At 66.3% G+C, this 25024-nt stretch carries 29 protein-coding genes and 4 pseudogenes; 15 read left to right on the forward strand and 18 right to left on the reverse strand.

All coding sequences use genetic code 11. The annotated features are described in order from the left end of the window. Positions 1-202: 202 nt before the first annotated feature. A pseudogene (locus tag ACOFKX_RS13170) lies at positions 203-793 on the forward strand (LysR family transcriptional regulator); the annotation flags it as partial. Here ACOFKX_RS13170 and ACOFKX_RS13175 read toward each other — a convergent pair. Further along, the gene (locus tag ACOFKX_RS13175) at positions 773-1144 is read right to left on the reverse strand and encodes a hypothetical protein (RefSeq protein WP_419828303.1); all 372 of its coding nucleotides are present in this window, start codon (positions 1142-1144) and stop codon (positions 773-775) included. The pseudogene ACOFKX_RS13170 and the gene ACOFKX_RS13175 overlap by 21 nt on opposite strands. On the opposite strand from ACOFKX_RS13175, the pseudogene ACOFKX_RS13180 reads away from it, so the two are divergent. The 4 genes and pseudogenes from ACOFKX_RS13180 to ACOFKX_RS13195 all read left to right on the forward strand — a co-directional run. Beyond that, positions 1139-1654: pseudogene (locus tag ACOFKX_RS13180) on the forward strand (DUF932 domain-containing protein); the annotation flags it as partial. The gene ACOFKX_RS13175 and the pseudogene ACOFKX_RS13180 overlap by 6 nt on opposite strands. Continuing rightward, positions 1643-1906 (forward strand): annotated as a pseudogene (locus tag ACOFKX_RS13185) (type IV secretory system conjugative DNA transfer family protein); the annotation flags it as partial. The pseudogenes ACOFKX_RS13180 and ACOFKX_RS13185, both read left to right, overlap by 12 nt. A 278-nt stretch (positions 1907-2184) precedes the next feature. Next, positions 2185-2358, forward strand: coding sequence for a hypothetical protein (locus ACOFKX_RS13190; protein WP_419827538.1), 174 nt, complete (start codon positions 2185-2187; stop codon positions 2356-2358). After that, positions 2355-2717: a hypothetical protein gene (locus ACOFKX_RS13195; protein WP_419827539.1), complete on the forward strand. Its 363-nt coding sequence runs from the start codon at positions 2355-2357 to the stop codon at positions 2715-2717. The genes ACOFKX_RS13190 and ACOFKX_RS13195 overlap by 4 nt, the downstream gene beginning before the upstream one ends. 275 nt (positions 2718-2992) lie before the next feature. Here ACOFKX_RS13195 and ACOFKX_RS13200 read toward each other — a convergent pair whose 3' ends face one another. Next, positions 2993-3226, reverse strand: coding sequence for a tautomerase family protein (locus tag ACOFKX_RS13200; protein WP_419827540.1), 234 nt, complete (start codon positions 3224-3226; stop codon positions 2993-2995). Next, positions 3205-3402, reverse strand: coding sequence for a tautomerase family protein (locus ACOFKX_RS13205; protein ID WP_419827541.1), 198 nt, complete (start codon positions 3400-3402; stop codon positions 3205-3207). The genes ACOFKX_RS13200 and ACOFKX_RS13205 overlap by 22 nt, the downstream gene beginning before the upstream one ends. 109 nt (positions 3403-3511) lie before the next feature. Between ACOFKX_RS13205 and ACOFKX_RS13210 the strand changes: the two genes are divergently transcribed. Beyond that, positions 3512-4291: a helix-turn-helix transcriptional regulator gene (locus tag ACOFKX_RS13210; protein ID WP_419827542.1), complete on the forward strand. Its 780-nt coding sequence runs from the start codon at positions 3512-3514 to the stop codon at positions 4289-4291. A gap of 193 nt (positions 4292-4484) precedes the next feature. Here ACOFKX_RS13210 and ACOFKX_RS13215 read toward each other — a convergent pair whose 3' ends face one another. Then, the gene (locus ACOFKX_RS13215) at positions 4485-5360 is read right to left on the reverse strand and encodes an alpha/beta fold hydrolase (RefSeq protein WP_419827543.1); all 876 of its coding nucleotides are present in this window, start codon (positions 5358-5360) and stop codon (positions 4485-4487) included. Positions 5361-5644: 284 nt separating this feature from the next. Here ACOFKX_RS13215 and ACOFKX_RS13220 point away from each other — a divergent pair, with 284 nt between their 5' ends. Then, on the forward strand, positions 5645-6025 hold the full coding sequence (locus tag ACOFKX_RS13220; protein ID WP_419827544.1) for an alpha/beta hydrolase: 381 nt from the start codon (positions 5645-5647) through the stop codon (positions 6023-6025). An 86-nt stretch (positions 6026-6111) separates the two neighbouring features. Then, entirely contained in the window at positions 6112-6576 is a 465-nt protein-coding gene (locus ACOFKX_RS13225; protein WP_419827545.1) for a hypothetical protein, read from the forward strand. Between the two features lie 186 nt (positions 6577-6762). On the opposite strand, the gene ACOFKX_RS13230 is transcribed toward ACOFKX_RS13225, so the two are convergent. Then, entirely contained in the window at positions 6763-7344 is a 582-nt protein-coding gene (locus tag ACOFKX_RS13230; RefSeq protein ID WP_419827546.1) for a TetR/AcrR family transcriptional regulator, read from the reverse strand. A 124-nt stretch (positions 7345-7468) separates the two neighbouring features. Between ACOFKX_RS13230 and ACOFKX_RS13235 the strand changes: the two genes are divergently transcribed. Then, a complete protein-coding gene (locus tag ACOFKX_RS13235) occupies positions 7469-8182 on the forward strand; it encodes an SDR family NAD(P)-dependent oxidoreductase (protein WP_419827547.1) in 714 nt (237 codons plus the stop codon). A gap of 56 nt (positions 8183-8238) precedes the next feature. Here the strand turns inward: ACOFKX_RS13235 and ACOFKX_RS13240 are convergent, their stop codons facing one another. Further along, positions 8239-8862, reverse strand: coding sequence for a TetR/AcrR family transcriptional regulator (locus ACOFKX_RS13240; protein ID WP_419827548.1), 624 nt, complete (start codon positions 8860-8862; stop codon positions 8239-8241). Between the two features lie 100 nt (positions 8863-8962). Between ACOFKX_RS13240 and ACOFKX_RS13245 the strand changes: the two genes are divergently transcribed. After that, positions 8963-10378 carry an SDR family NAD(P)-dependent oxidoreductase gene (locus ACOFKX_RS13245; RefSeq protein ID WP_419827549.1) on the forward strand — a complete coding sequence of 472 codons (1416 nt, stop codon included), beginning with the start codon at positions 8963-8965 and terminating at the stop codon, positions 10376-10378. 76 nt (positions 10379-10454) lie between these two features. Here the strand turns inward: ACOFKX_RS13245 and ACOFKX_RS13250 are convergent, their stop codons facing one another. The 8 genes from ACOFKX_RS13250 to ACOFKX_RS13285 all read right to left on the reverse strand — a co-directional run bounded on the left by ACOFKX_RS13250 (position 10455) and on the right by ACOFKX_RS13285 (position 16128). Beyond that, positions 10455-11489, reverse strand: coding sequence for a nucleotide kinase domain-containing protein (locus tag ACOFKX_RS13250; RefSeq protein ID WP_419827550.1), 1035 nt, complete (start codon positions 11487-11489; stop codon positions 10455-10457). Between the two features lie 39 nt (positions 11490-11528). Beyond that, positions 11529-12347, reverse strand: a complete 819-nt coding sequence (locus ACOFKX_RS13255; RefSeq protein WP_419827551.1) for a dCTP deaminase domain-containing protein — start codon at positions 12345-12347, stop codon at positions 11529-11531. After that, a complete protein-coding gene (locus ACOFKX_RS13260) occupies positions 12344-12796 on the reverse strand; it encodes a hypothetical protein (RefSeq protein WP_419827552.1) in 453 nt (150 codons plus the stop codon). Before ACOFKX_RS13260 ends, ACOFKX_RS13255 begins: the two co-directional genes overlap by 4 nt. 152 nt (positions 12797-12948) lie before the next feature. Continuing rightward, entirely contained in the window at positions 12949-13761 is an 813-nt protein-coding gene (locus ACOFKX_RS13265; RefSeq protein WP_419827553.1) for a hypothetical protein, read from the reverse strand. Continuing rightward, complete coding sequence (locus ACOFKX_RS13270) at positions 13762-14418, reverse strand: C1 family peptidase (protein WP_419827554.1); 657 nt, start codon at positions 14416-14418, stop codon at positions 13762-13764. Next, positions 14418-15422, reverse strand: a complete 1005-nt coding sequence (locus ACOFKX_RS13275; protein ID WP_419827555.1) for an ImmA/IrrE family metallo-endopeptidase — start codon at positions 15420-15422, stop codon at positions 14418-14420. Before ACOFKX_RS13275 ends, ACOFKX_RS13270 begins: the two co-directional genes overlap by 1 nt. Beyond that, the gene (locus ACOFKX_RS13280) at positions 15422-15805 is read right to left on the reverse strand and encodes a helix-turn-helix domain-containing protein (protein WP_419827556.1); all 384 of its coding nucleotides are present in this window, start codon (positions 15803-15805) and stop codon (positions 15422-15424) included. Before ACOFKX_RS13280 ends, ACOFKX_RS13275 begins: the two co-directional genes overlap by 1 nt. Next, the gene (locus tag ACOFKX_RS13285) at positions 15802-16128 is read right to left on the reverse strand and encodes a hypothetical protein (RefSeq protein ID WP_419827557.1); all 327 of its coding nucleotides are present in this window, start codon (positions 16126-16128) and stop codon (positions 15802-15804) included. The genes ACOFKX_RS13280 and ACOFKX_RS13285 overlap by 4 nt, the downstream gene beginning before the upstream one ends. A 398-nt stretch (positions 16129-16526) precedes the next feature. On the opposite strand from ACOFKX_RS13285, the gene ACOFKX_RS13290 reads away from it, so the two are divergent. Beyond that, positions 16527-16736, forward strand: coding sequence for a hypothetical protein (locus ACOFKX_RS13290; RefSeq protein WP_419827558.1), 210 nt, complete (start codon positions 16527-16529; stop codon positions 16734-16736). Positions 16737-17133: 397 nt separating this feature from the next. On the opposite strand, the gene hisI is transcribed toward ACOFKX_RS13290, so the two are convergent. Continuing rightward, positions 17134-17496, reverse strand: coding sequence for a phosphoribosyl-AMP cyclohydrolase (hisI, locus tag ACOFKX_RS13295; RefSeq protein ID WP_419827559.1), 363 nt, complete (start codon positions 17494-17496; stop codon positions 17134-17136). 87 nt (positions 17497-17583) lie between these two features. Here hisI and purF point away from each other — a divergent pair, with 87 nt between their 5' ends. Then, entirely contained in the window at positions 17584-19065 is a 1482-nt protein-coding gene (gene purF / locus ACOFKX_RS13300) for an amidophosphoribosyltransferase (RefSeq protein ID WP_419827560.1), read from the forward strand. Positions 19066-19081: 16 nt separating this feature from the next. After that, positions 19082-19792, forward strand: coding sequence for an SDR family NAD(P)-dependent oxidoreductase (locus ACOFKX_RS13305; protein WP_419827561.1), 711 nt, complete (start codon positions 19082-19084; stop codon positions 19790-19792). A 118-nt stretch (positions 19793-19910) separates the two neighbouring features. On the opposite strand, the pseudogene ACOFKX_RS13310 reads toward ACOFKX_RS13305, so the two are convergent. Next, positions 19911-21112: pseudogene (locus ACOFKX_RS13310) on the reverse strand (transposase); the annotation flags it as partial. 333 nt (positions 21113-21445) lie between these two features. On the opposite strand from ACOFKX_RS13310, the gene ACOFKX_RS13315 reads away from it, so the two are divergent. Both ACOFKX_RS13315 and ACOFKX_RS13320 read left to right on the forward strand, forming a co-directional pair. Further along, on the forward strand, positions 21446-21814 hold the full coding sequence (locus ACOFKX_RS13315; protein ID WP_419827562.1) for a hypothetical protein: 369 nt from the start codon (positions 21446-21448) through the stop codon (positions 21812-21814). 51 nt (positions 21815-21865) lie between these two features. Next, positions 21866-22591: an SDR family oxidoreductase gene (locus ACOFKX_RS13320; protein WP_419827563.1), complete on the forward strand. Its 726-nt coding sequence runs from the start codon at positions 21866-21868 to the stop codon at positions 22589-22591. A gap of 122 nt (positions 22592-22713) precedes the next feature. On the opposite strand, the gene ACOFKX_RS13325 is transcribed toward ACOFKX_RS13320, so the two are convergent. Then, entirely contained in the window at positions 22714-24087 is a 1374-nt protein-coding gene (locus tag ACOFKX_RS13325; RefSeq protein WP_419827564.1) for a cryptochrome/photolyase family protein, read from the reverse strand. Positions 24088-24094: 7 nt separating this feature from the next. After that, positions 24095-25021 carry a histone deacetylase gene (locus ACOFKX_RS13330; RefSeq protein ID WP_419827565.1) on the reverse strand — a complete coding sequence of 309 codons (927 nt, stop codon included), beginning with the start codon at positions 25019-25021 and terminating at the stop codon, positions 24095-24097. Between the last annotated feature and the right edge of the window lie 3 nt (positions 25022-25024).

The following is a 25024-nucleotide window of genomic DNA, read 5'->3' on the forward strand; positions in this document are numbered from 1 at the left end:
AGGGCGATGGAGAGAAACGTCGGGTCGCCCTTCATGGCGATCGGAGAAGGCGGGCTAATACAATGTCATACCGAACGGTTTTGCATTGCGCGGAAGTACTTGAGCGGAGACTGACGAACAAAGCCAGTCTCGTTCATCACCCTGCAGCGTCGATCGCCTTCGCAGTGGCCTGGGGAGCGATCGATTCAAAGGAAGATATTATATGGAGATCCGGCATCTCCGCCACTTCGTGGCCGTCGCAGAGGAGCTACATTTCGCGCGCGCCGCCGAGCGGCTCGGCATGGAGCAATCTCCATTGAGTCATTCGATTCGCAACCTTGAGGCTGACCTCGGGACCAAGCTTCTCCAGCGTACGACGAGGCGGACTTGGCTCACCCGTGCCGGCGCCCGCTTTTACCAAGAAGCGAGACGTATCCTCGATGACATTGATGCAGCAGTCGCCACTGCCCGCCGCGATGCGAACGATCAGCCAGATCGCGTTCGCTTGGTTCTCGGCGACGACTTAGCCAGCGAACCGTTCACACGGCTACTTCTCGAATTGGCGCATCATCAGCCTAAAGTGAGACTGGACGTCCGAGAGCTCGTGCGCGCAGATGCGGTCCGGCTAGTTCGCGATGGAGGGTCCGACGTTGTCGTGACCTATAGCGTAAGAGATGAGCCTGAGCTCACACGATCTTGCGGCTGGAGCGAACCACTAATGGCAGTCGTTCCGATGGGCCACAAGTTGGCTGATCAAGAGCGGGTGAGCTTGCGTGCCTTCTCGGATGAGGTTCTATCGCTTCCTTACTCGGGCGAGTGTCAGGGGTACGTTGTCCAGATCAATAGCCTTCTGGACCGTCACGGTATCCGCATTATCGAGGTCGCCAATAAGCCCGCTCTTCTCCGCCGGCCGCCAATCGAGGCGTTGTTGCGTCAGATCGCTGGAGGCCGGAGCATCCATGCTCGCCGGGAGCGCCAGCCAGCCGAAATGATCGCGGGCCTGCTCGGGCGGCAGCGCCGTGACCGGCATCCGCAACGCCCGGCCAATCGCTTCCGCGATGGCGCGAAGCGTCACGCCTTCTTCCGTCACCGCATGATAGCGAGCGCCCGCGACGCCCTTCTCCAGCGCCAGCCGGTACAGCCATGCGGCGTCGAGGCGGTGCACCGCGCTCCAGCGGTTACGTCCGTCGCCCACAGCCGCGACGACGCCGAGCGGCTCGACCTCGTGCTGCCCGGCTCCGATGTCGCACTGGCGCCGACGCACTGGAGCTTCGGCCAGCTCGCCGCGCTGGTCAGCGCCCCCGCCACCTACCTGCGCCAGCTGCCGGCGCCGCTCGCCGGCATCAACCTGCAGTACGGTCTGACCTCGCACCGCGCCGAGCAGGTGAAGACGCTGGAGAACATGGACGGCCGCGTCGAGCTGCGCGCCGTCACCGGTCCCGACTACGGGCGCATCTACGACCACGAGCTGGTCGCGGCCGTGCAGCGGATCGCGGGCAACGGCACAGGCGACACGCGCTGGAAGGTGCCCGGCGTGCTCGACTGGTCAACGGGCGTCTACAATCCCCTCGTCGACATCAGCCGCGACACCACCACCCTCTACGCGTCCGATCGCGACGTCTTCCTGTTCCTGGTCGACGACCTCAATCCGATCGAGGCGGGGCGTTTGACCGAGAGCCTCGACGGCTCGGACGGGATCGCGCGCAAGCACAAGCTGCTCCTGATGCTCGACGAGTTCCCGGCGCTCGGCCGGCTCGACTTCTTCGAGTCCGCGCTCGCCTTCATGGCGGGCTACGGCCTGCGCTCTTTCCTGATCGCGCAGAGCCTCAACCAGATCGAGAAGGCCTACGGGCCGAACAACGCCATCCTCGACAACTGCCACGTCCGGGTGGCGTTCGCGTCGAACGACGAGCGGACGGCCAGGCGCAGGGCCTGACCACCCAGGTCGCCAACCTCGATCAGCAGTTCCGTCTGCAATATCCCTCCGGCTATGGCGCCGGCACGACCGCCGCCCGCACTGTCGCCGACGCGCGGACGCAATGGTCCAACTCGCTGGAGGGCCTGCGCACGACGCTATCGCTGCAGGCCCAGGTCAACGACGCGATCACCGCCGACCAGGGCACGCTCGCACAGGTCGTCGGTTCAAGCCAGGGCGCGGTCGGCATCCTCCAGGCGACCCAGGCCACCAACCAGCTGCTCGCGCTGATGGTCAAGCAGACCATGCAGGACCAGCAGCTCCGCCTCGCCGAGGGCCGCTCGACCGCGCTCGAGCAGGCGCGCATGCTGCAGGCCGAGGAGCAGGGCCGCGCCAACCGGCAGCGATTCCAGGGCAACGGCGTCACCTACACGCCGTCGCCAGTCCAGGCATTCCGGCAATGAGCGCGCTCCTCACCCGCGCGCGTCTCCTCCGCTACGGCTCGCAGCTCGTAGCAGGGCTGGCGATCGGCCTCACGGCCGGGTCGCTGATCGCCGAGGCGAAGGCGGCCGACACGGCGAAGAGCCTGCTCGCGGACCCGGCGCGGCTCGCCGCCGTCCAGCGCGGCTGCAAGACCAACCAGCCCTGGGCGACCGAGGCGCTCTGCCGGGAAGCGGCGCAGGCCATCCGCCTGCGCTTCCGCGGTCAGGGCGTGCCGTACCGGCCCCGCGCGGTGGACCCGTTCCCGACGCGGCCTCAGCCGGCGACGCCGCCGAGCGGCAACAACGCCAGCCCGCCGCGCCAGCCCGGCCGCATCCTCTGACGCGAGTGCTACCGTGAACGATCTCGGCGTCATCGACCGCTTCCTCGACACCTTCGCCCGCTACATCGACAGCGGGTTCGGGCTGCTGCAGCCCGAGGTCGCCTAAAGCAACGCGTTGAACGGCCCGATTAGCTCGCCCGCGTCAGTTTTGCTGGTGAAGGGCGACGCCTTAGCCAGGCGTCCACTCGCAAGCCGGTCGTAGAGAGCGCGCGCCGCCGTTTTGAGGCTTCCTGGCGATTGCAGGGGCAATCGCCCGCCCAAGCCGGAGATTTCCATCACCGTTGTCCCTTCATGCGAGTGTCGAAGCCCGTGTTCGGATCGACCGTGCGGCCGTAGGCCCACCATTTCTCCCACGGCACTTCGGTGATCGCCATCAGCAAGTCCTCGCGGCGGAGTCCCGCGCGCCTGGTCACCTCGTCCGCGACGGCCTCGAAAAACCGCTCCTTCATCTCCTTCGGACGCGTGTTAAAGAAGAAGTGGATGAACATCATGTCCGAGCTGCGCGGCACGCTGAAATAGTTGGATCGTAGACCATGTTGCCCGGCTTATGCTCGTTGAAGAACTGATCCCACGTGTCGTCCGGTACACCGAGCACATCCATCATGGCGGCGTGAATGCCTTCCGACACAGCCTTTTTGTACGCTGCGTCCTTTCCCTCGTGCAGTTGAATGTAGACCATAGGCATCGCCGGTCTCCTTTGGTTGAGCAGGTGCGGAACCAAGTTAGCGGCTTACGTTGACCCAAGAAGAGCCGGCCTTATCCTGGTATCAGGCGGTACCAGCCAGGAGGCGAGCGTGAGCGGTAGAAAGGCACTGGGTGACTTCCTGCGATCTCGCCGGCACCGGCTCGACCCTGTCGTGCTGGGCCTTTCCGGCACGCGGCGACGCCGAACGCCCGGACTGCGGCGCGAAGAAGTCGCTGAGCGGGCCGGGATCAGCTGCGAGTGGTACGTCAAGCTCGAGCAGGGTCGCAATGTATCGGCATCGGCCGAGACCATGGCGGCGCTCGCGCGAGCACTCGTACTCGACGACGACGAAACGGCTCACCTCCGCAAGCTGGCAGTCTGGAATTCTGCCGAGGCTTTCGACTCTGAGACGGTGCCGGACATCGTCGCTGCCATTGTGAGGAGCCTGCCCGAGCCCGCCTACGTTACCGGTCTGCGCTGGGATGTGCTGACGTGGAACGCCGCCGCCGACGAACTCTTCGGGTTTACCACGATGGCGAAAAGCAACCGTAACATTCTTCTCTACATGCTGACGACCTTGGAGGCACGGGCGCTGTTCGACAGCCACTGGGAACAGGAGGCCGAGCGGATGGTCGCGCTGTTTCGAATGACTTACGATCAGCGCGCGGGCGATCCGGCGTTCGAAGAGCTGGTCTCGTCGTTGAACGCTGCCTCCGACGAGTTCCGGGATTGGTGGCGCTCGCATCATGTGGCGTCACCGTCCGCGGGTACTAAGACAATGCACCTCTCCGGCCAAGGTGGGGCGGCTTACGTCTACGCCAGCTTCCAGGCGAACGACGATCCTGCTCTGAAACTGGCCTTGTACACCCGCCGGAACTCACCAGCATGACCTTGAGGCGGCCTGGGTGATCTATTCAAAACAGCGTCATTAGTAGGAAACTCGCCGATTTTGTCCCCTGCGCGCCGAACCGATCTCCCGCTCGACGATCCCGTAGCTCTTGTTCCGCACATTCCGGCACGTTCATGGAGCGAGATCGCGCATTTCGCGAACGCATCAGGCGATGTCGCCGTGGTGTGGACGACTATCGCATCTTCGCCGGGGCCGAGCGCCAGAAGCTGTCGATCGCGCCCATGAACTCCGCCGGGCATTCTTCGGGGATGTAGTGCCCGCAGCCATCCAGTTGGACGCTCTGCACGTTGGTGGCAAGGCCCTGAAAGCTCTTATCCAGCATTTCGCCGATACCTTCCTTGCCGCCGACCGTCAGCACCGGCATCGGCAGGGGTGTCGCGCGGCGCTCGCCCATGCGCTTCAACCCGGCCGCGCCGAACGCCTCGCGGTAGTAGCTGAGAAATGCGACCATGGTGCCCGGTGTCGAGAAGGCGCGGACATATTCGTCGCGCGCCGCCGGGTCGATCTTCGCCGGCTGCGCCGCCTTATGATCGAACAGCCAGTTCAGGAAGACGCCCTCGCGCCCCTGCATCAGCGCTTCGGGCAGGTCTGGGAGCCGGTTGAACGCGACATGCCAGCTCTTGATGTTGGCTGCCTCGTCCGGGATCGGCGTCGTCGCGTTCGGGTCGGGAATCGTCACCTCGCCGATGACCAGCCGGCGCACGTCGCCGGGATGCGCGGAGGCTAGCGCATAGCCGATCCAGGCGCCGAGATCGTGCGTGACGACGTCGATCCCGCCCGGCCGATCGAGCCCGGCGGCCGCGAGGAAGCCGTGCACGTCGGTTGCGGCGGTGTCCAGGTCATAGCCGCTCGCCGGCTTGTCGCTTTCTCCATAACCGCGCGGGTCGAGCACGATAACCCGGCGATGCTGCGCGACCAGCAGCGGCACCATCTTGCGCCAAGCGTACCAATCCTGGGGCCAGCCTGGCAGCAGAAGTACCGGTTCGCCCTCTCCGGCCTCGGCATAATGCAGCCGAACGCCGTTCACCTGCGTCATATGATGGGTCATGCCGGCTACCACGGGTCGGGCTGCGGGGGCCTAGCCGAATGTCGGCGCAGCCGACAAGGCGAGGGCCAGCGCGGCGAAGCCGGCCCGGGAGACAGTATTCGAAAACATGCGTGCTCCTTTCTCAAAACCGATGTGCGGCTCGGTAGACCTGTCTCGCCAACGCGACCAGCGGGGTCTACCTTCCAACCGGAAAGGATCGGCATTCTCGAGATCGGCGATTCGGAGCGCACTGGCGATCCCGCGAATGTTTATAGCATCCTCAAATGTTCTGGAGAGAAGAGGCGATGGCGAGTGATCCGCAACGAATATCGTTCAAGAGCGCCGGTCGCGAGATCGCCGGGGCGCTGCACCTGCCCGACGGCTTCGATGGGGGGCAGACCTACGCCGCCCTCGCCATCGTAACGCCCGGCAGCAGCGTGAAGGAGCAGATCGGGGCGGTCTGGGGAAGCAAGATGGCTGCGCGCGGTTTCATCGCGCTCGCCTACGACCCGTCCTTCCAAGGCGAGAGCGGCGGCGAGCCGCGCGATCTGGAAGATCCCGCCGCCCGCGTCGAGGATGTGCATGCCGCGGTGGACTATCTCATGACGCTGCCCTTTGTAGCGAGGAGCGGGTCGGTCTGCTCGGCATCTGCGCGGGCGGCGGCTATGCGATACGAGCCGCGCTGACCGAGCACCGGTTCAAGGCGGTCGGAACGGTCGTCGCGGTCAACATCGGCAGGGCGCGCCGCCACGCGTCGCTATCGGCCGATGCCGTGATCGATACGCTGAAGGCCGTCGGCAAGCAGCGCACCGCGGAGTCGCGCGGCGCCGCGCCGAAACTTACGCCGTGGATCCCAGACAGCATGGCGGAGGCAAAGGCGGCGGGGATAACGGACCAGGACCTGCTCGACGCCGTCGCCTTCTACAGCGAACGTCGGCCCGCGAAGACCCGCACGAACCGGCGCAACGTGCTGAGCCTCGGGCCGCTGATGGCGTTCGACGCCTTCCACCTCGTCGGCGAGTTGCTCACCCAGCCGATCCAGGTCATCGTGGCCGGCCGGCTCGGCACCACCTTTCAGTTCGAGGACGGCAAGCAGCTGTTCGCGCGCGCGACCAACAAGAAGGACATGCTCGTCATCGAAGGCGCCGGGCACTACGAACTGTACGACAAGGACGAGTACGTGGACCAGGCCGTTGAACGATTGGCGGGGTTCTACATGGAGTATCTGGACGCGTAATCCGCTGGGTTCGACACCAAAGCCGAACGGTTCAACACGTAGACTGAAACACGCACTTCGCTCACCATCGGCGGTGCGGAAGCCCGGTTCAGATAGTCGCGCCAGCCGGCCTAGGCTCCGGTGCAAAGCGGTGAGCTGTCCAGAAAACATGCTTTCCCTAATGCGCCTTCGGCTCCGGGGCTTCGGTCACGCGCTTGGCCAAGCTCTCATCGCTTGCACGGCTATTTTCCGCAGGTCGGCCGTGGTCGCGCCCGCAGCCGCGCGAACGACCATGCCGTCGCAAACCACCGTCACGAATGCCGCCAGCGCGGCGGGATCGGCATCGGCGGGCAGGTCGCCATCGGCCTTGGCGCGCTCCAGCCGATCCCAAAGCGCCAGCTCGTTGGCCTGCCGTCGCCTGGCGAGCGCGGCGGGAACGTCGCCGTTATCGGGGCTGGCGGAAAGCCCGCCAAGGATCAGGACGGACCCGGCCGGCGTCACGCCCGGCAGCCGATCGGCCGCCTCGAACAGCCAGCGCTCGGCCACGGCGCGCGCGGTGGGCGCGGACAGGATGCGGTCGCGCTGCTCGCCTTCACAGGCGATATGCCGGTCGAGAACGGCCTCGAACAGCCCCCGCTTGCTTCCAAAGGCGGCATAGACGCTCGGGCCTGCCAAGCCCATCGCGGACGCCAGCGCCATCATCGATGCACCGTCGTAACCGTGCGCGCAGAACACCTGCATCGCCCGGTCTAGCACCTCGGCCTCATCGAACTGCCGGGGACGCGCCATATGATCCTCCCAATCTATATCGAACGATCTATTATCGTTGACAGCAGCGGTCGAGCGTCGGATATTGTAACGGTCGATATATAACCGAAGGGCGCTGGCGATGACTCAGTCTCTCAATGGCAAGGTGGCGGTGGTCACGGGCGGCAGCAGCGGGATTGGTCTGGCCACGGCGGCGAAGCTGGTCGAGGAAGGCGCGTCCGTGTTCATCATCGGCCGCCGTCAGGAAGAACTGAACCGTGCCGTGGGCCAGATCGGGAGTCGCGCATCGGCCGTGCAAGGCGACGTGGCGAGCGCCGGCGATCTGGATCGGCTTTATCGACAGATCGCGGCGCAAGCGGTGGGTCTCGATATCGTCGTCGCCAACGCCGCCCTGTCCGAACCGGAAGCGTTGGGCGCGATCACCGAGGACGCGATCGACCGTCAGCTCGCCGCGAATGTGAAGGGGGTGATCCTCACGGTGCAGAAGGCGCTGCCGCTGCTGCGCGACGGTGGCGCGATCGTGCTGGTGGGTTCGATCGCCGCGACCAAGGCGGTGCCGCACCAGAGCGTGTACGCGGCGAGCAAGGCGGCCGTGCGCGCGCTCGCACGGACCTGGGCCGTCGAGCTGAAGGATCGCCACATCCGAGTCAACGTGGTCTCGCCGGGACCGGTCGACACGCCCGGGACGTCCGCCGTGATGGACGAGGCGACGAAGGCGATGGTCGCCGCCACGGTGCCGGTCGGCCGGATGGGACGCCCCGCCGATATCGCCGGGATCATCGCCATGCTCGCGTCCGACACGGCCGCTTTCGTGAACGGGGCGGATTACCAAGCCGATGGTGGATTCGGGCAGGTCTGACCGGCTCCGGATGCTTCAGCACAACTCGTCCGGAAAGCGGACCGTTTCTGAATAATTCACCGCTTCGCGCCGAAGCGCAGGCCATCGACCAACAGCGCCACCATCCGCCGTGCGTGGTCGGGGCCGTCATAATGCGCCGACAGGCCCAAGTCGCCGACCGCGCGCAGCAGATCGTAGGGCTCGACATCGCCGCGCACCTCGCCCGCGGTCGCCGCGGCGTCGAGCAGCGCGCGCAGCACGGGCACGAGCCGGGCCTCGAAGTAGCCCGGCAGCGCCGCAAACGCCGGGTCGCCCGACCGCAGCGCCGCCGCGAGCCCGCGCTTGGCGGCGATGAAGTCGACGTAACGCCCCATCCAGCGCGACAGCGCCTCGGCGGGCGGGTGCGCAGCCGCCAGCGCGGGCGCGGCGTCTGCGCACCCATCCACCTCGTGCCGGAACACGGCGACCACCAAGTCGGACCGCTGCGGGAAGTGCCGATACACGGTGCCGACGCCCACGCCCGCCTCGGCCGCGATCTCCCTGACCGGCGCGTCCACCCCTGACCGCGCAAAGACAGCCATCGCCGCTTCGAGCAGCATCGCCAGGTTGCGGCGGGCGTCGGCGCGGACGGCCCGGCCCGGCGCGCTTCCGCTGTCGGCGTTGCTGCCCGTCTGCGTCATCTCGCGTTCCGCGCTTGCCATAACGGAACATTGTTCCGTATAAGCGGACCGTTGTTCCGCTTGCGTGATAGGGCGGCGGGACGGTGTTGACCAGCTCTCTATCCCGCAAAGGACGCAAGTCATGACCGAACAGCGCGTCGCCCTCGTCACGGGCGGCAACAAGGGCATCGGCCTCCAGATCGCCAAGGAGCTGGCAACTCGCGGCCTTACCGTAGTGGTCGGCTCGCGCGAGCTAGCGAAGGGCGAGGAAGCCATAAAGAGCATCGGCTCCAATGCTCACGCTATTCAGCTCGACGTGACCAACCAAGCCTCGATTGACGCGGCCGCTGCTCGCATCCGCAGCGACTGGGGGCGGCTCGACGTGCTGATGAACAATGCGGGCATCTCGCATGCCGGGCGGCCGGGCCGGAGCTTCGAGAACCTGCGCGACGTGAACTCGCTCGTCACCGCGCCGCTGGAAGACGTGCGGGCGGTGTTCGAGACCAACGTGTTCGGCGTCATCGCCGTCACCCAGGCGATGCTGCCGCTGCTGCGCGAAGCGCCCGCGGGCCGCATCGTCCTCACCGCCAGCTCGGGCGGCTCCATGACGCTCAACTCGGACCCAGCGAACCCGCACCGCGCGATGTTCGGCAACTACTCGGTTTCGAAGGCTGCGGCTCACGCGGTGATGCTCGCCTTCCTGCCTGGGAGTGGGAACAACCGCACCGCCTTTCCGCTCGCCGCAGCGCAGGCAGGCGTCGAAGAATTTTGGGTGCCCGGAAGCAAACGGCCAGCGATCGTGCAGCTGCTCGGAGCCACGCTGGACCATCGGCGCTCGCACTTCACCAAATTGATCCTGGCGATTGTGCGCCAGGCCATGACTTACCGCCGCGGCAAGGGTAATCCGCTCACCCGAGCCGAGGTCGATCGGCTAAACAGCCTCTTGCCGGGCGTGCAATTCAAGATTCCCGAGTTGCTCGATTCCGCCTTCCTCGACAGCTTCGCGCCATCTAAGCCGGAGTCGGCGACCGCGACGGAGAAGACGACAACGCTGAGCGCCGAGCGCGCGCAGGCCCTAGCGTCTCGACTAATCGAGATCAGCCAGCTCGATCCGCAGCAGCGCGGGCTGAGGTTTGAAGGCTTTCTCGGCGAACTGTTCGAAGGCTTTGGCCTGGCACCGCGCCGGGATTTTCGCCTCGTTGGCGAGCAGATCGATGGCAGCTTCAAGCTGCATGGCCAGACCTATCTGGTCGAAGCAAAGTGGCACGGTCCGCAGATTGGGTTTGCCGATCTGATGACCTTCTCAGGCAAAGTCGCCGGCAAGGCGTCATGGGCGCGCGGCTTGTTCGTCAGCAATTCGGGCTTCACTGCCGACGATCTCGAAGCCTTCGCTAGAGGGCGGCAAACCAATCTAATCTGTGCCGACGGGCTCGATCTGTACGAGGTGCTATCGCGGCGCGCCTCGCTGATTGAGGTTCTCGAGGCGAAGGCTCGTCGAGCCGCGGAAACCAACCGCGCTTATGTCCCGGTCCGCGACTTAAGCTTGGGCATCCACTAGGTCTTCAATTTCAATTACAATGTGTTTGAGTTAGAACAAATCGGTTTTCTGCGAAGGCGGCAATCAATGCGGCCGACTACGCACCAGTATCCGCCGCGGCGGCGCGAAAAGAGGTGCCTGTAGTCTTGAGCGAGCACCGCCGAGCAGGGGCGGTGTTGAGTTGAGAAGGCTCAACTTGTTGCCATCGCTTCGGCAGCACGATGGGCGTCATGGGCCGCGGGTCGACCCGGTAGGCCTGCTTGATCCTCGTCCGGCCGGACAGGCCGACGACCTCCGGGTGTGCGGCTCGCGCGTACTTCGAGATCTCGCAGAATAGGTTCTGACAATCGATCAGGTGAAGCCGGCGGCCGCCGAGGCGTTGGAACGAGAGGCCGAGGCGTTCAAACTCCGCGTCCTGGTGCTCGACCATCCAACTGATGACGGCAGCGGCGGTGCGCCGGCCCGTGCTGGCGAAGCATTTGGCGATGCCGTCGAGCGCACCCGGGCCGGCGACGACGAAGTCGTCCTCGTCGAAGTCGAGGAGTTCTGAATAGTTTAGGTCTATGGCGTACTGGAACGCCAGGAACGGCCCTAGTCCAGGATAGTTGAGCAGCCGCTCGTAGACGTCGGCGAGCGACGGCGCCTGGCGTAGCCGGTCGGGCAGCCGATCGGTCATCATCCGCGCGAGGAGCGCCAAGTGATTGGAGTGCTTGCGGCCGTGACCCAGGTTGGGCGGCGGCATGATGTAGGCCGCGGAGTAGTTCCGCACCCCCCGGTCCTGCCGCGCACTCAGGAACGCCGAGATCGCGTCAAGGTCGGCGGTCGCCCAGGCGAGCGGGCCGAACCATCCCTCTAGCGCCTCCCAGGTCTCAATCCGGTTGAAGAGCTTGAACATGATGGTCCGGAAGAAGAGCTCGTGCGGCGCGTGGCTGCGGTCCTCGCGCTGCTGCACCTCACGGATGAGATACTGGCTCACTCGATCGGCCACGCGGTACGCGTTGGTGAAGCGATGCGCGGCGAGGACAGGGTCGTTCGTCCAAGGACTGGACTCGCCGCGAAGGCGACGATGAAGGATCGCCTGTCGTTCGGCGGCGAAGCGCCAGTAACTGTCGAAAACTTTTGTCGGAACCATCTCGCTCGCCGCACCCGGAAGCCGGCGACGAGCAGCCGCTCACCTCCGGTCCGGCGGAATCGGCTGCGACGCGCGCGGCTCGACCTTAGTAGACGAAGGTTGGGGTGGAGTTAAAGGCTGAGCTGGGACGGTCGAGCGCGGTGTGGCGAGCTCGGGCGCGGTGGTCGGCAATCCGGCGGATGGGCGTTCCAGCTGAGCTGCAGGTGCCGGGGCACGGGACGCGGTCAGCTCGCGGATGAACCAGCCGAGTAGAGCCGCTACGAGTATGAGGCCGATCACGCGGACGAGCGTTTGCTCGGCGGCGATCGCGTCCATGCGCTTCGACAGGCCCGCGAGCGACTGGATTTCCCCGGCAATCGGGTTGATCAGCTTGGTGGGGATGTCGTCGAAACCGCCGCCCGATTTGGCGAGCGCGGTTGTGCGGTCAAGGTCCGCGTACCAGATCAGGAAGCACTCGTCGCCGCGCGCGAGATGCACCGGGCCGGGGCCGGCATTGAACACCGAAAACACCAGCCGGCCCTTGTAGCCGGGGTCGACGTGGAAGCCGGAGACGTTGACGAGGCCGCGGAACTTGATGGTCGCGCGAACCGAGATCAAGGCGAGCGCATCAGGCGGCACGGTCACGCGCTCTTCGGTGAGCAGGAACGCGAACTGCCCCGCTGGGACGGTGAAGGCTCCGCCCGCGTCGAGGGCGACCTTGCTCTTGGTCTGCGCGTCCTTGGCCTGGTCGGTCGGCGAGACGTAGACTTCCGGCCCGACTCTCAGCCGGTAGGCGGCACAGTCGATACGGGCCGGGTTGAACGGATCGACGAGATTAGGAAGCCGTTCTTCGAGCTTCTCGCCACTCCAGAACGTCACGACGCCGTTGCCGACGCGGCGGGCTGAAGATGGCGGTCGAAGATCGAGCGCTCCTCGACCACTCGCAGCCGCTCGCGGTAGCGCTGCTCGAGCGGGATCGAGCGGGCGGCACCCGCGGCGACGACAAGCTTGAACAAGGCGAGATTGCTGTCCCGCATGGCCGCCCGAAACGGGAAGGTCTCCATGTGGTCGAGCGACTCGCACGCCTTGGCGAGCGCTCCCGCGTGACGCGCGAACGGGCGAAGCAGGCCTGCGACGCTGTTGTCGCTGCCGAGGTCCGAGCCGACCACATCGGCGAGCCGAGCTAGGTCCGTGACGTCGCTGGCGCCGTCGCCGAGGTCGACGCCGAGATCCTGGTTTAGGGTGTTGGCCGTGGCGAGCGTGATGATGAAAGCGTCCGCCAGGATGCGGGCGACACGTTCTTGGTCGTCGACGTCGATCTCGGCCAAATAGCCAGAATATTTTGCCATGTGGAGCGCCATGTGCTTCACGCGCTCGCCCAGCGGCATAATCACGACGTCTTTGTGGTAGCGCTCGTCATGCGCGAGCTGCGTCCACTGGAGGTTGAGGAGATAGGACCCAGACTTCACAATGACGCCTTTCATGCAGCGACCGCGAGCGAACGCGCGGCGTGGCAGCGTGCGACTAGGTCGCGGACCTGCCTGCCGTTCCAACGCTTCGCGTGAGTTTCAAGCTGGGCCATGGTCGAGTGGCAGACCAGCGGCCCTATCTCCAGGCCGGCCTCCTGCGCGATGAAATGCTGAAGGTGGGCCAGGCCGAAAAGGTTACCGAGCGTGCGCTGCACCCAATAGTGCGAGCGGTAAACAGCGGTGAGCATGACCCGGTGATCGGCCGTGAGCTTCACGCTGATATGGCTGAGGCAAGGACCGCCGTTCGGCCGGTTGCGGTCGCTGCTCGCCGGATCGTAGATCGGGATGTCGAGCAGCGGATCGATCGTGCCGAGTTCGTAGGTGCCACGGTTGGTGCCGCTGATCGCGAGCTGGCTCTTGAGCTTGGCGACCAGCGCCTTGAGCGGGCTAAACTCCTTTCCGTCAGCGTCGACCCGGCAGAGGATGCGCTGCGCGTAGGTGCCCCAGGCACAGTCCGGATGCTTAAGGACATGCGGCAGAACGTCGGAGACGTAGCGCTCGTATACGCCGGCCGCGCCGTGCCGTTGATAGAGCTGGGCGGGGAAAATCGTGTTGACCACGGTGCTGAACGGCAGGCCGTTCCGCTCGACCAAAAAGCGGTTGAGAATGTCGACCACGGCGCGGTCGCCGGGCGGGAGCGCCAACGGGTTCGCGATCTCGCTCACCAGGTTATAGTCACGCCAGGCATCCTGCTCTTGCGCGAGCAGGTGATCGCAGCCCTGCAGCCAGGCGTCGACGCAAGTATCCGCATGGATCGGCTTCATTTAGACGGTCTCCTGAGAGGGGAAGCGCGACACCCCGTAGAGGCGCGATTGAAGGTAGGCGGCGGACAGCCAGGCATGGCCTTCAAGGCCCCATTCGGCTCCCCACGAGTTCCGGATAAGAATGAACGGGTCACTCCCGTCCCGGCCGTGCCCGACCGCCAGAACAGCGTGATAGTCGGTGTCCGCGTCGTTGGGCCCTAGCACGATCCGGCCATCCTCGGCCGGGCCGTAGAACCGCTCGCCGAGCAGGAGCGCGATTACCGTCGGCCGCTCCGCGTCGAGTTCGTCGACGAGGCTCGCTATTGACGCCGAAGCGGTCTCGGACGCGCGGCGGAAGACCGGCGTCGCGCTCGCGGGCGGGGTCCAGCTCGGGACGTCGATCAAGGGATCGATGTAGGGCCAGCCCGTTTCGGCGCTCTGACCATCCGCATCGAGCGCGGCGATGCAGGTCGGCATTGCGACGCCGTTGTTTGGGTCGCGGCCGGCGGTGCGCTGGACGGCGTGATAGTAGAGGTGCTCGGCGGAGAGTGGCTCCGGCTCACCACGCGCGGCCGCATGGCCGTCGCTGAACGCGAAGGCGATGCAAGTCGGCCGGCTGCCCTGGTTGCGGGCCGGTCCGAGCTGCGGGCGAAGGTCGCGCAAGGTCATGATCGCCATCAGGCCGCCAGCCGCAGGTCCCGGCGCTTGACACGGGGCAGGCCGACCTCCTTGCCGTGGAGATCATAGGCGACGCGCAGCGCCGAGAGCGGCGCGCCGGCCTTGATCCACGGACGGCGGAGTTCGAGAGCGAAGCGGCCGCGCGCTGGCTCGCCGCGCCGTGCTGTCAGCGCGCGCGTGACAGGACCGCCGATGGCCTGCTCGGGCGGCGGAATATCGCGCCGGTCGCGCAGGATGGCGAAGCCGGAGTCGACCAAGCCCTCTGTCGTCCAGAGGTAGCCGGCGCCGCCCTGCTCGGCGAGCCGGAGGACAAACAGGTCGTCGGGCTGGCCCTCGAGTGTAGATCCCTCGTCGCGCTCGGTCAGCAGCCAGACGTCGGGGAAGAAGTTCTCGACGGCGAGCCCATCGAGCAGCTCGGCCTTGATCGATCGCGGGGTGGTGGCGAGCAGCGCGTCGCGCGTCTTGGCGTCGATAATGTCGTGGCGCTCGAGCGCAATGCAGGTCGCCCGGTAGCTCGCCCCGGCCCGCAGCGAGAGCTGGTAGACGGCGCGCGGGTCGCTCATGCTGGCGCGGTTCCAGCCCTGCCGGCGCGCGTGCATCTGCAGCAGCCACTTCGGTAGCAGGAAGGCCGACGCGAAGCTGTCGGCCGCCACCTCGATGTCCGGCGTCCGCGCCTGGCCGCTGTTGTGGCCCATGCGGGTCAGGATTTCCTCTCCATCGAGGCTGAAGGTGTGCCCCAGCGCGATGTGTCCCAGCTCGTGCGCGCCGGTGAAGCGCTGGATTGGCAGAGGGCGCTCGGTCGAGATGATGACTCCGGGCCCGGGAATGCAGGCACCGAGCAGTCCTTCAAGAGGGCGGAAAATAAGAGGGGTGCCGAGCGCGATGATCGCGCCGAAAACGTCGATCGAGCCAGCTCGCGCCTCGACCTCAGCGCGCACGTCGAGCCGCTCGTGGAGGCGAGCCGCGCTCTGGGCGCCTTCGAGGAAGGCCTCGCGCCGCGCCATTACCGGTCGCGCACCTGAAGAAACTGAGCGAAGCGAAGCAACTCCTCGCGGTCGCGATCAGTAAGCTTCGCGGCGGCGCGAGCAAGGTGCTGGACCGTCTCGGGCATCGGACCCGGTTCGCCAGCCTCGCCTGTGAAGAAGGCGATCGGTCGCTGGTAGATGTCGGCGAGGCGCTTCAGCTCGATCGCGTCGACCTTGCGCTGGCCCGTCTCCATGAGCGAAACGGCCGAACGAGGAAGGTCGAGCGCGCGCGCGACCTCGTCTTGAGAGAGCCGGAGATACTCGCGCGCTTCCCGCAAGCGGGCGCTGAGACCTTGGCGGTCGGCATCGTCCGTCGCGCTTGTCGCTGGTGCAGCGCGCGCGATGCGCCTCGGCTCTGTCATGCTGCTTCCTTTCTGCGCGGGGTTTGCCGACGTTCGACCATGGCGCGTACCTTCGGCAGGAGGTCTGATGCCATGTCTTCGAAACTGCTGTAGCCGCCGCGCCTCAGGATGCGCGACGGCACGTCGAAGCCGACGTGCTTCTCGATCGTCAGCAGGCCATTGACGCAGCCCAGCGAGTCGATGGCTGGGAGCACGTCGAAGATCGTGCCGCTCGCTGCCAGCTTCGGATCGGCGAACGGATCATCTTCGCCGCCAACCTCGCCGTCCCACCACGTGCGGAGGTCTGCGGTGAGCGCCTTTTCCGAGTAGCTGCCATCGTCCATCGACGCACCTCGAACGTCTGCCTGTTCGAGTCATATAGCACGTCTTGTTCGATTTTCAAACAGTCCGTGTTCGCGTTTGCGACAGAGCGCTCGTCGGGCGAGCGCGGACCATCTCAGCGGGCTGCAGCATGGGAGCACCAGACGCCACACGGCTCAACGCGTGAGATCGCTGGCACCTCAGTCCCGGCCCGATCGTCGGCGAGGACAGCAACGCGCCCGTCATGTTCTATGATGACGCGACGCAGGCTGCGGCGTGGCGGATTGGCTGGCGTTGTTCGACCGCAAGTTCAGCCGGGTGGTCACTCGTTGCAAGGGGGCGCTGATCGCCGCAAAACAAGTCAGGCAAGTAGGCGACTAACATCACGTTCGTCGCGTCCACGGTCGAGCGGGAAGGCGAGGTGCTGCTCTATTACTCGCAATCAGACCAGGACCTGCCGCGCAACGCTGCGACGAACATGAGCGAGGTGCAGAGCGTCAAGGACGGCATGAAACGGCTGCGTCATCCGACGCGCGGCTTTGTCGACCTTTCCTATGTCGCGCTGACGCCCGACGGCCAACCCGACCTGTCGTTCGTCATCTACATGCCTCACCCGGCAAAAGAGAACTGACGATCACGAGACGAGAACGCGCCTGTCCGCGGATGTCGCCGCCTCATTGCCGCATGCCGGTCTCAAAGGCTCAGCGCCTCTGTTCATGCCCAGTGGCGCGGCAGGATGGCGGATCCGGCGATGGTGCTGCACGTTGGCGGCGGCAGTGAGCCTCTAGAGGGTCGGCCTATATAAGACACACCAGCAAAGCGGAGCCGCTAGGCTGATCTGTGCTGAAGACATAGGAAGAAGCACAACCGACGAGATCGCCGCTTCTCTCGAGCGTCTTCACGAACAGCGCCGTTGCTTCGATTGCTCGAAATGAAACAAACATCCTCCTAAGCGTCCGGTGAGAGCGTTCGACACAGAGATCATTATTGCAAGTACGCCGGACCTCGAATGCTGAGCAAACCCACCACTATTCCACCCGCACAAGCCCTCCCTCCTCCACGTGCCGATAGAAGCAGCTCACAGCACCCGTGTGGCATGCCGGCCCCGCCGGCTCCGTGATCAGCCACAGCGCGTCCTGGTCGCAGTCGATCCTCATCTCGCGGACGGTCAGCACGTGGCCTGAGGTCTCGCCCTTCTTCCACAATCTCCCGCGCGAGCGCGACCAGAACCAGGCGACGCCCTCCGCCACCGTCCGCGCCAGCGCGTCGGCGTTCATGTGCGCGACCATCAGCACTCCGCCCCGCTCGCCGTCGGTGACGACGGCGGTGACGAGGCCGGCGGCATCCCACTTCGGGTCCAGCGTCGTGCCGGTCTCGCGATCCTGTGCCATGGCGCTCCGGTTACGCGCGGTGGGAGGGGGCGACAAGCATCGGGCCCTAACCTATATGCGCGCGCACCCCGGATACACGGAGTCGCGATGCTGACGACGCACCCTTTCCATTACGAGGATGGTGGCTCCGAGGACGGCGATCACCTGCGCGAGGAGTGCGGCGTGGTCGGCATCTACGGCGCGGATACGGCGGCTGCGGTGGTGGCGCTGGGCCTCCACGCGCTCCAGCATCGCGGCCAGGAGGCGGCGGGCATCACGAGCTGGGATGGGCACCAGTTCCATACCCACCGCGCGTCGGGCCACGTCGCGGGTAACTTCGATCGCGACGACGTCATCCGCCGGCTGCCGGGGCAGGTCGCGTGCGGCCACGTCCGCTACGCCACCACCGGCGACACCGCGCTCAGGAACGTCCAGCCACTCTACGCCGAGCTGTTCTCGGGCGGCTTCGCGGTCAGCCACAACGGCAATCTTTCCAACGCGATGCACCTGCGCCGCCAGCTCGTGCGACGCGGCGCCATCTTCCAGTCGACCAGCGACACCGAGGTCATCATCCATCTTGTCGCCTTGTCGTCGTACCGCACGCTGCTCGATCGCTTCATCGATGCCTTGAAGCAGATCGAGGGCGCCTACAGTCTCGTCTGCCTGACGCCCGAGGGCATGATCGCCTGCCGCGATCCCCTCGGCATCCGGCCGCTGGTGATGGGTCGCGTCGGCGACGCCTACATCTTCGCGTCGGAGACGGTGGCGCTCGACATGGTCGGCGCGAGCTTCATCCGGCAGGTGGAGCCCGGCGAGATCGTCATCGTGTCGGATCGCGGCGTGCGATCGCACCGCCCGTTCGCAGCCGTGCGCCCGCGCCCGTGCATCTTCGAGCATGTCTATTTCTCGCGGCCGGATTCGATCGTCGACGGCACCAGCGTCTATTCGGTCAGGAAGCGGATCGGTGCCGAACTCGCGCGCGAGAACCCGGTCGACGCCGACATGGTGGTGCCGGTGCCCGATTCGGGCGTGCCGGCGGCAATCGGCTACGCACAGGAGAGCAGACTGCCCTTCGAGCTCGGCATCATCCGCTCGCACTATGTCGGGCGCACCTTCATCCAGCCCGGCGACGGCATCCGCCACCTAGGCGTCAAGCTCAAGCACAACGCCAACCGCTCGCTGATCGAGGGCAAGCGGCTGGTGCTGATCGACGACTCGATCGTGCGCGGCACCACTTCGCTCAAGATCGTCGAGATGATGAAGGACGCCGGCGCGCGCGAGGTGCATATGCGCATCGCTTCTCCGCCGACGCGGCACTCCTGCTTCTACGGCGTCGACACGCCCGAGCGTGCGAAGCTGCTGGCCGCGCAGATGTCTGTCGCCGAGATGGCGGATTACATCAAGGTCGACAGCTTGGCGTTCCTCTCCATCGACGGTCTCTACCGTGCGCTGGGCGAGGAGGGCCGCGACGCGGAAGGCCCGCAGCATTGCGACGCCTGCTTCACCGGCGACTATCCCACGCACCTGACCGATCAGGAGGACGTGGCGCCCGGCGACCAGCTCTCGCTGCTCGGCGAGCGCGCGGCGTGAAGGCCACCACGCCCGCATGACCAAGCCGCTCACCGGCCAACTCGCGCTCGTCACGGGCGCATCGCGCGGCATCGGCGCCGCCACCGCCGAGGCGCTGGCGGCGGCCGGCGCGCACGTCCTGCTCACCGCGCGCACGAGCGGAGGGCTGGAGGAGGTGGAGGAACGTATTCATGCCGCCGGCGGCTCCGCCACGATCGCGCCGATGGACCTGACCGAGAGCGACTCGATCGCGCGGCTGGCGGCGGCGGTGACGGATCGCTGGCGCGCGCTCGACATCCTCGTGCTCAATGCCGCGATGTTGGGTTCGCTGACCCCGGTGGCGATGATCGACGGCAAGGAGTTCAACCGCATCCTAACGCTCAACCTGCTGGCCAACCAGGCGCTGATCGCCAATTTCGATGGCCTGCTGAAGGCGTCGCCCGGCGCGCGGGTGGTCGCCCTCACCTCCAGCGTCGGCGCGAAGCCGCGTGCTTACTGGGGCGCCTATGGCGCATCGAAGGCCGCGCTGGAGGCGCTCGTCCTTGCCTATGCCGACGAGGTGGCGGGGCTGGCGCCGGTGAAGGTTGCGATCGTAGATCCCGGCGCCACCGCTACCCGGATGCGCGCCAATGCCTTCCCAGGCGAGGATGCGGCAACGTTGAAGCTGCCCAAAACAGTGGGCGACGCGATCGCGGCGCTGTGCGTCGACGGCTTCGAAAGCAGGCACCGGGTGCGGATGGCACGCTGAGGCGAGCGGGTCTCCGCCCGATACTGTTGAAGAAGTCGCGGCTGGCGGAGAGCGAGGCATCGGCTTGATGCGGGACGGGTGCTGATACTCCTGAGGCGAGCGAGGGTTGCCCCGACATCGGGATCAGCTTGGCGAGCTTGCGCAGGTTCTGGGCGGTGGCGGCGGGGAGGAACTCGTCTCTGGCGCCGTTGGGGCCCCGCAGGCGCCCGCATTCGAGCTTCAGGATGCGCTTGAGGTGCGCGGACAGCATCTCGACCTTCTTTCGCTCGCGGCGTGAGGTGACGTAGCCATCCGTGGTGGCGATGTCGCGGGCCAGGTCACCGGGTGCCCTCATGGATGGAGCGGGTGACCTTGCGCGCCGGCATATTCGGCGTGCACCGCTGCCGTAAAACACAGCCGGTGCAGTCCTGCTGACGGGCACAATAGCGGATGAAGCCGTCCTGGCCGACGTCGCCTCGAGCTGTTGCGAAGTTACGGTTCCTCGCGCGCAGGCGCTTGCCGTCGGGACAGGCATAGCTTTCGTTCCGCTGGTCGTAGGTGAAGGGATCGCGCTCGAACGGGCCGTCGCGACGGGCGGACTTGTCGAACACGCGGATGTGCGGATGGATGCCGCGCTCGCCTCCACGTCCTTGATGACGGCGTGGTCGAGATCGATCGGCTAGTTGGTCGAATAGGCGTAGAAAGCCGTGCGGCGATGCACGCTGGTCCAGCGCGAGGCGGGATCGGCGGGTGCCAGATATTTCGACACCACCGGCGTCGCCGCGCCGAACGCCGCATCGTCGGGCGGCCAGATACTCGCGAACGGCGCGGTTGTCGGCGTCAGGCGGCATGCCGTCGCTTCCCGGTCCGCCGCTCTGACGACTGGCGTTCGCGTGGATCAGGCTGGCGTCGACCGCAAAGCACTCGCCGTCGACGAGCTCCTCGGCCATGCAGCGCGAGACCGTCCTCTCGAACAGCCGGCGCAGCAAGTCGCTATCCCGGAAGCGGCCGTGACGGTTCTTCAAGAAGATGGATTGGTCGGGCAAATCGCCTTCGGGCCCCAGCCCGCAGAACCAGCGATAGGCAAGGATGACATGCACCTCCTCCCCACAGCCGCCGCTCGGACCGGATGCCCATGCAGTAACCGATGACCAGCATCCGGATCATCAGCTCGGGGTCGATCGAGGCCGCCCGTCTCGCGGTAGAAGGGCCGTAGCTGCTCGCGGATATCCGACAGGTCCACGAACCGGTCAGTCGAGCGCAGCAGATGACCCGCCCCATGCCGCTCAAGGCTGACTCGTAGAACAGCGCCTCCTGCGCCACGGCCCGCTCGCAAATCATGGCCAATCTCCACTCGCCCGCAAAGATTGAATCAGCAGGCCGCGGCCACTTCAAGATCGCGTTTTCTAAGAAATTGCCCAGACCCGGTCGTCCGGTAAATCGGCATGGCAGGCCGCAACCGGACACTCGGGCAACTCGCAGCCTTGCCGGTTCTCCATGTTAAACGGAGGTCTTAGAGAGCGTTTGAGAAGGATTCCCAAGGCGGCTTTGGCGTGATTCATAAGGGGTCGGACCTACGATGCGAGCCGACGCCCGATGCCAAAGAGGAAGCCGCCAACGAGGCGACGGTACGACACTGATCTGACCGACGGACAGCGGGAGCTGATCGCGCCTATGATCCCGGGTGCTCGGGCCGGCGGGCGACCACGGAAGGCGACTTCGCGCGAGCTGGTCAACGCCGTCCTCTACTTCCTGCGGGCGGCCTGGATCTTCAAGAACCGGCGCCTCGTCCGCGACTATGAGCAGCTCACCGACGTCGCCGAGACCCTCATCACCATCGCCGCTTCCGCGACCCTGCTACGCCGATGGACAGGACCGAACGGCCTTCTCACACGCGCTCTTAGGAAGATACAATCGGAAGCAGGTCTAAGAACGCCGCTCGGCCAGATGCATCCAGTCCGCCTCGGCTGTCTCGCTGGACTTCTTAAAGGGGAAGGCTTCCTGATGGAGGCAGAGACAGATGTGAAACGGCATCGCAACTGAAAGCCTCACCCCGCGCGTTAGGCTCCCTCGCGTGGAGAAGGACGGAGCATGATGACCAAGGTGGTGGCGATCACGGGAGCGAGCAGCGGCATCGGCGAAGCCGTCGCGTTGCACTTGGCAGCGCAGGGCGCAAAGGTCGTTCTGGCGGCCCGAGGCGAAGACAAGCTGAACGCGCTGGTAGATCGGATCACCGCTGCCGAAGGGAGCGCCGTTGCCGTACCGGTGGACGTGTCCCGCCGCGACGATCTGGCGAAAGCCGTTGACGCTGCGCGTCAGCACCACGGCCGCCTCGACGTACTCGTGAGCTGTGCCGGTGTCATGCCGATCGGGCCGCTGAATGACTTGGCAGTGGATGACTGGGATCAGATGGTCGACGTGAATTTCAAAGGAGTTCTGTACGGCATTGCCGCCGCCCTGCCTGTGTTCAGAAAGCAGGGTAGCGGGCATTTTATCAACATCGCCTCTACCGCCGCCCGTAAAACCACGCCCAATCAAACGGTCTACTCGGCGACAAAGGCCGCCGTGTTGGCGCTATCCGATGGACTGCGTCAGGAGCTTGCCGGCAAGCTTCGTGTCACGGTTATCTCTCCCGGCTTCACCGAGACCAACTTCCCCAACCACATTAGTGATGACAAGTTGCGGGCGCAGATGCGGGAGGCAGCTGACGAGTTCGCGATGGCCCCCAAGGCCGTGGCCGAGGCAATTGGCTATGCGATCGAACAACCTGAAGACGTCAATATCGGAGAGATCGTGATCCGATCACTCAACCAGCCTTGAAGAGTGAGCTGCGCGCGTTCTCAGACTCGATCCCCTTCGGGACGGCAGCTACCGTCGGCGTCCTCCCGAAAGCCGCTGGTCGCCTGAGCACCACCTTGAGCCGTTCCGCCCCCGCCTTCACGCTACTCCTTCGTCCGCCCATACGCCGCCAGCGCCCGCTCCCGCGCCTCCCTGTGGCCGATGATCTTTGCCGGGTACGCCCCAGGCCGCCGTCCCGCCTCGTCGGGATCGTGGATCGCGGCGTCGGGCAGGTCGCTCAGCTCGGGCACCCATTCGCGGATGTAGGCGGCGGCATCGAACTTCTCGGACTGCGAGAGCGGCGCCATGATGCGCGGGAACAGGTTGCTGTCTACCCCGCTGCCCGCCGACCATTGCCAGTTGACCGAGTTGTTGGCCTGATCCGCGCAGACGAGGCAGTCCCAGAACCAGCGCTCGCCCTCGCGCCAGTCGATGAGCAGGTGCTTGATGAGGAAGCTCGCGGTGATGAGCCGCAGCCGGTTGTGCATCCAGCCCGACGTCCAGAGCTGGCGCATCCCGGCATCGACGATCGGGTAGCCGGTGCGGCCGCGCTGCCAGGCGCGCAGGTCCGCGTCCGCTTCCGCTCCACTGCGCCACGGCATCCGATCGAACGCGGCGCGCGCGTTTCGCGTCGCGTAGTCGGGGAACTGCGCGACGATGTTGCGGGTGAAGTCGCGCCACGCCACCTCGCGCAGGAAGGCGCTGACAGAGCCGCCCGCGTCCGCCACCCCGTGCCAGACGCGGCGCGCCGAGATCTCGCCGAAGTGAAGGTGGGGCGAGAGGCGCGAGGTGCCCTCCGTCGCCGGCAGGTTGTGCTGTTCGGCATAATCCTCGGCGTGATCGCGGAAAGCGTCGAGCCGCACTTCCGCGCCCGCCTCGCCCGGCTGCCACTCGCCGAAGCCGGTCGCCCAGTCGGGCTTGGTCGGCAACAGCGCCCATGACGAGAGCGGCTCCGAGCCGGGCCACGTCGCCGGCGCGGGGATCGCCTCCGGGCGCGGCAGCGGATCGTCGGGCGGCATCCGCTGGGAGAGCGCGCGCCAGAAAGGCGTGAAGATGCGGAACGGCTTGCCCGATCCGGTGACGATCTCGTCGAGCGGGGCAAGCTGGTTGCCGTCGTGGAGGACGACCTCCACGCTCTTCGCCAACCCCTTCTCGGCTTCGATCCACCACGGCTCGTAGTGGCGGATAGCGTGGACGCGCGCGGCGCCGGTCTCCTCCGCCAGCGCGCGCAGCACGTCGGCGGCGCGGCCGCGCCGCAGGATCAGGCGCGAGCCGATCCCGCGCAGGTCCGCGTCCAGCGCCGCGAGGCTGTGATGCAGCCACCAGCGCGAGGCGCCGCCCATCCGCCGCTCGCCCGGCGTCTCGTCGTCTAGGACGTAGACCGGGATCGTCGGCCCCTCGCGCACGGCGGCGGCGAGCGCGGGCTGATCGGCGAGGCGGAGATCCTGGCGGAACCAGAGGAGGACGGGATCGGACATCGCCGACCTACGCGGAGAAAGCGCGTCCGTTCCCGCAGCGCGCCGCCTCGTCGGCGCAGGCGAGGATCGAGGCGGCATGGCGGCGCGCCACCGCCCAGCCGTCCGCGCCGTAGCCGCCGCCGAGCGCGCTCGCCACCGCGACACCGCGCGACAGGCTCTGGCGGACGACGAAGCGGTCGCGCGCCTCCAGCCCGGCGTCGCTCAGCGCCAGCCGGCCGAGGCGATCGTCGCGGTGCGGATCGACGCCCGCCTGGTACAGGATCAGGTCCGGCGTCACGCTATCGATCAGCGACGGCAGGTGTGCGGCGAGTGCTGAGAGATAGGCGTCGTCTACCGTCCCGTCCGCCAGCGCCACGTCGCAATCGGAAGCGGCCTTGCGAACAGGAAAGTTCTTCTCGGCGTGGATCGAGAAGGTAACGACGTCGGCGCGTCCCGCCATCAGCGCGGCGGTGCCGTCGCCCTGATGCACGTCGCAATCGACGACGAGGATGCGGCGCACGCTGCCCTCCGCCACCAACCGATTGGCGGCAATGGCGAGATCGTTGAACACGCAATAGCCCGCACCCGTGTCGTGGAGCGCGTGGTGGCTACCTCCGGCCGCATTGGCGGCATAGCCGTGGCGGAGCGCGAGATGCGCGGCGAGCCAGGTGCCGCCGGGCGCGAGCTGCGCGCGGCCGACATTGTGCGGCGTCACCGGGAAGCCGATCCTCCGCTCCTTCTCGCGCGGCACCGCGCAGGCGAGAACCTCGGCGACGTAGGCGGGATCGTGCACCGCTTCGATCCAGTGTCTCGGCATCCGCGCGGGCGTGTGAATCTCGTAGGCGACGAGCGCCTCGTCCAGCGCCCCCATCACGCGCGCGTACTTGTCGAAGGTGAAGCGGCCGTCGGGCGCGGGCGGCGCGACATAGTCGGGATGGTGGACGACGTGCAGCACAGG

The sequence above is a fragment of the Sphingomonas sp. genome (assembly GCF_965200105.1).
Classification (GTDB): domain Bacteria; phylum Pseudomonadota; class Alphaproteobacteria; order Sphingomonadales; family Sphingomonadaceae; genus Solisphingomonas.

Excerpts from the sequence above, each read along its gene's own strand:
- purF (WP_419827560.1), top strand. The coding sequence starts at position 17,584 with ATGCTGACGACGCACCCTTTCCATTACGAGGATGGTGGCTCCGAGGAC.
- ACOFKX_RS13195 (WP_419827539.1), top strand. The coding sequence starts at position 2,355 with ATGAGCGCGCTCCTCACCCGCGCGCGTCTCCTCCGCTACGGCTCGCAG.
- ACOFKX_RS13280 (WP_419827556.1), bottom strand. The coding sequence starts at position 15,805 with ATGACAGAGCCGAGGCGCATCGCGCGCGCTGCACCAGCGACAAGCGCG.
- ACOFKX_RS13270 (WP_419827554.1), bottom strand. The coding sequence starts at position 14,418 with ATGGCGATCATGACCTTGCGCGACCTTCGCCCGCAGCTCGGACCGGCC.
- ACOFKX_RS13230 (WP_419827546.1), bottom strand. The coding sequence starts at position 7,344 with ATGGCGCGTCCCCGGCAGTTCGATGAGGCCGAGGTGCTAGACCGGGCG.
- ACOFKX_RS13265 (WP_419827553.1), bottom strand. The coding sequence starts at position 13,761 with ATGAAGCCGATCCATGCGGATACTTGCGTCGACGCCTGGCTGCAGGGC.
- ACOFKX_RS13285 (WP_419827557.1), bottom strand. The coding sequence starts at position 16,128 with ATGGACGATGGCAGCTACTCGGAAAAGGCGCTCACCGCAGACCTCCGC.
- ACOFKX_RS13305 (WP_419827561.1), top strand. The coding sequence starts at position 19,082 with ATGACCAAGCCGCTCACCGGCCAACTCGCGCTCGTCACGGGCGCATCG.
- ACOFKX_RS13205 (WP_419827541.1), bottom strand. The coding sequence starts at position 3,402 with ATGCCTATGGTCTACATTCAACTGCACGAGGGAAAGGACGCAGCGTAC.
- ACOFKX_RS13215 (WP_419827543.1), bottom strand. The coding sequence starts at position 5,360 with ATGACCCATCATATGACGCAGGTGAACGGCGTTCGGCTGCATTATGCC.
- ACOFKX_RS13245 (WP_419827549.1), top strand. The coding sequence starts at position 8,963 with ATGACCGAACAGCGCGTCGCCCTCGTCACGGGCGGCAACAAGGGCATC.
- ACOFKX_RS13325 (WP_419827564.1), bottom strand. The coding sequence starts at position 24,087 with ATGTCCGATCCCGTCCTCCTCTGGTTCCGCCAGGATCTCCGCCTCGCC.
- ACOFKX_RS13320 (WP_419827563.1), top strand. The coding sequence starts at position 21,866 with ATGACCAAGGTGGTGGCGATCACGGGAGCGAGCAGCGGCATCGGCGAA.
- ACOFKX_RS13275 (WP_419827555.1), bottom strand. The coding sequence starts at position 15,422 with ATGGCGCGGCGCGAGGCCTTCCTCGAAGGCGCCCAGAGCGCGGCTCGC.
- hisI (WP_419827559.1), bottom strand. The coding sequence starts at position 17,496 with ATGGCACAGGATCGCGAGACCGGCACGACGCTGGACCCGAAGTGGGAT.
- ACOFKX_RS13220 (WP_419827544.1), top strand. The coding sequence starts at position 5,645 with ATGGCGAGTGATCCGCAACGAATATCGTTCAAGAGCGCCGGTCGCGAG.
- ACOFKX_RS13315 (WP_419827562.1), top strand. The coding sequence starts at position 21,446 with ATGATCCCGGGTGCTCGGGCCGGCGGGCGACCACGGAAGGCGACTTCG.
- ACOFKX_RS13250 (WP_419827550.1), bottom strand. The coding sequence starts at position 11,489 with ATGGTTCCGACAAAAGTTTTCGACAGTTACTGGCGCTTCGCCGCCGAA.
- ACOFKX_RS13190 (WP_419827538.1), top strand. The coding sequence starts at position 2,185 with ATGGTCAAGCAGACCATGCAGGACCAGCAGCTCCGCCTCGCCGAGGGC.
- ACOFKX_RS13240 (WP_419827548.1), bottom strand. The coding sequence starts at position 8,862 with ATGGCAAGCGCGGAACGCGAGATGACGCAGACGGGCAGCAACGCCGAC.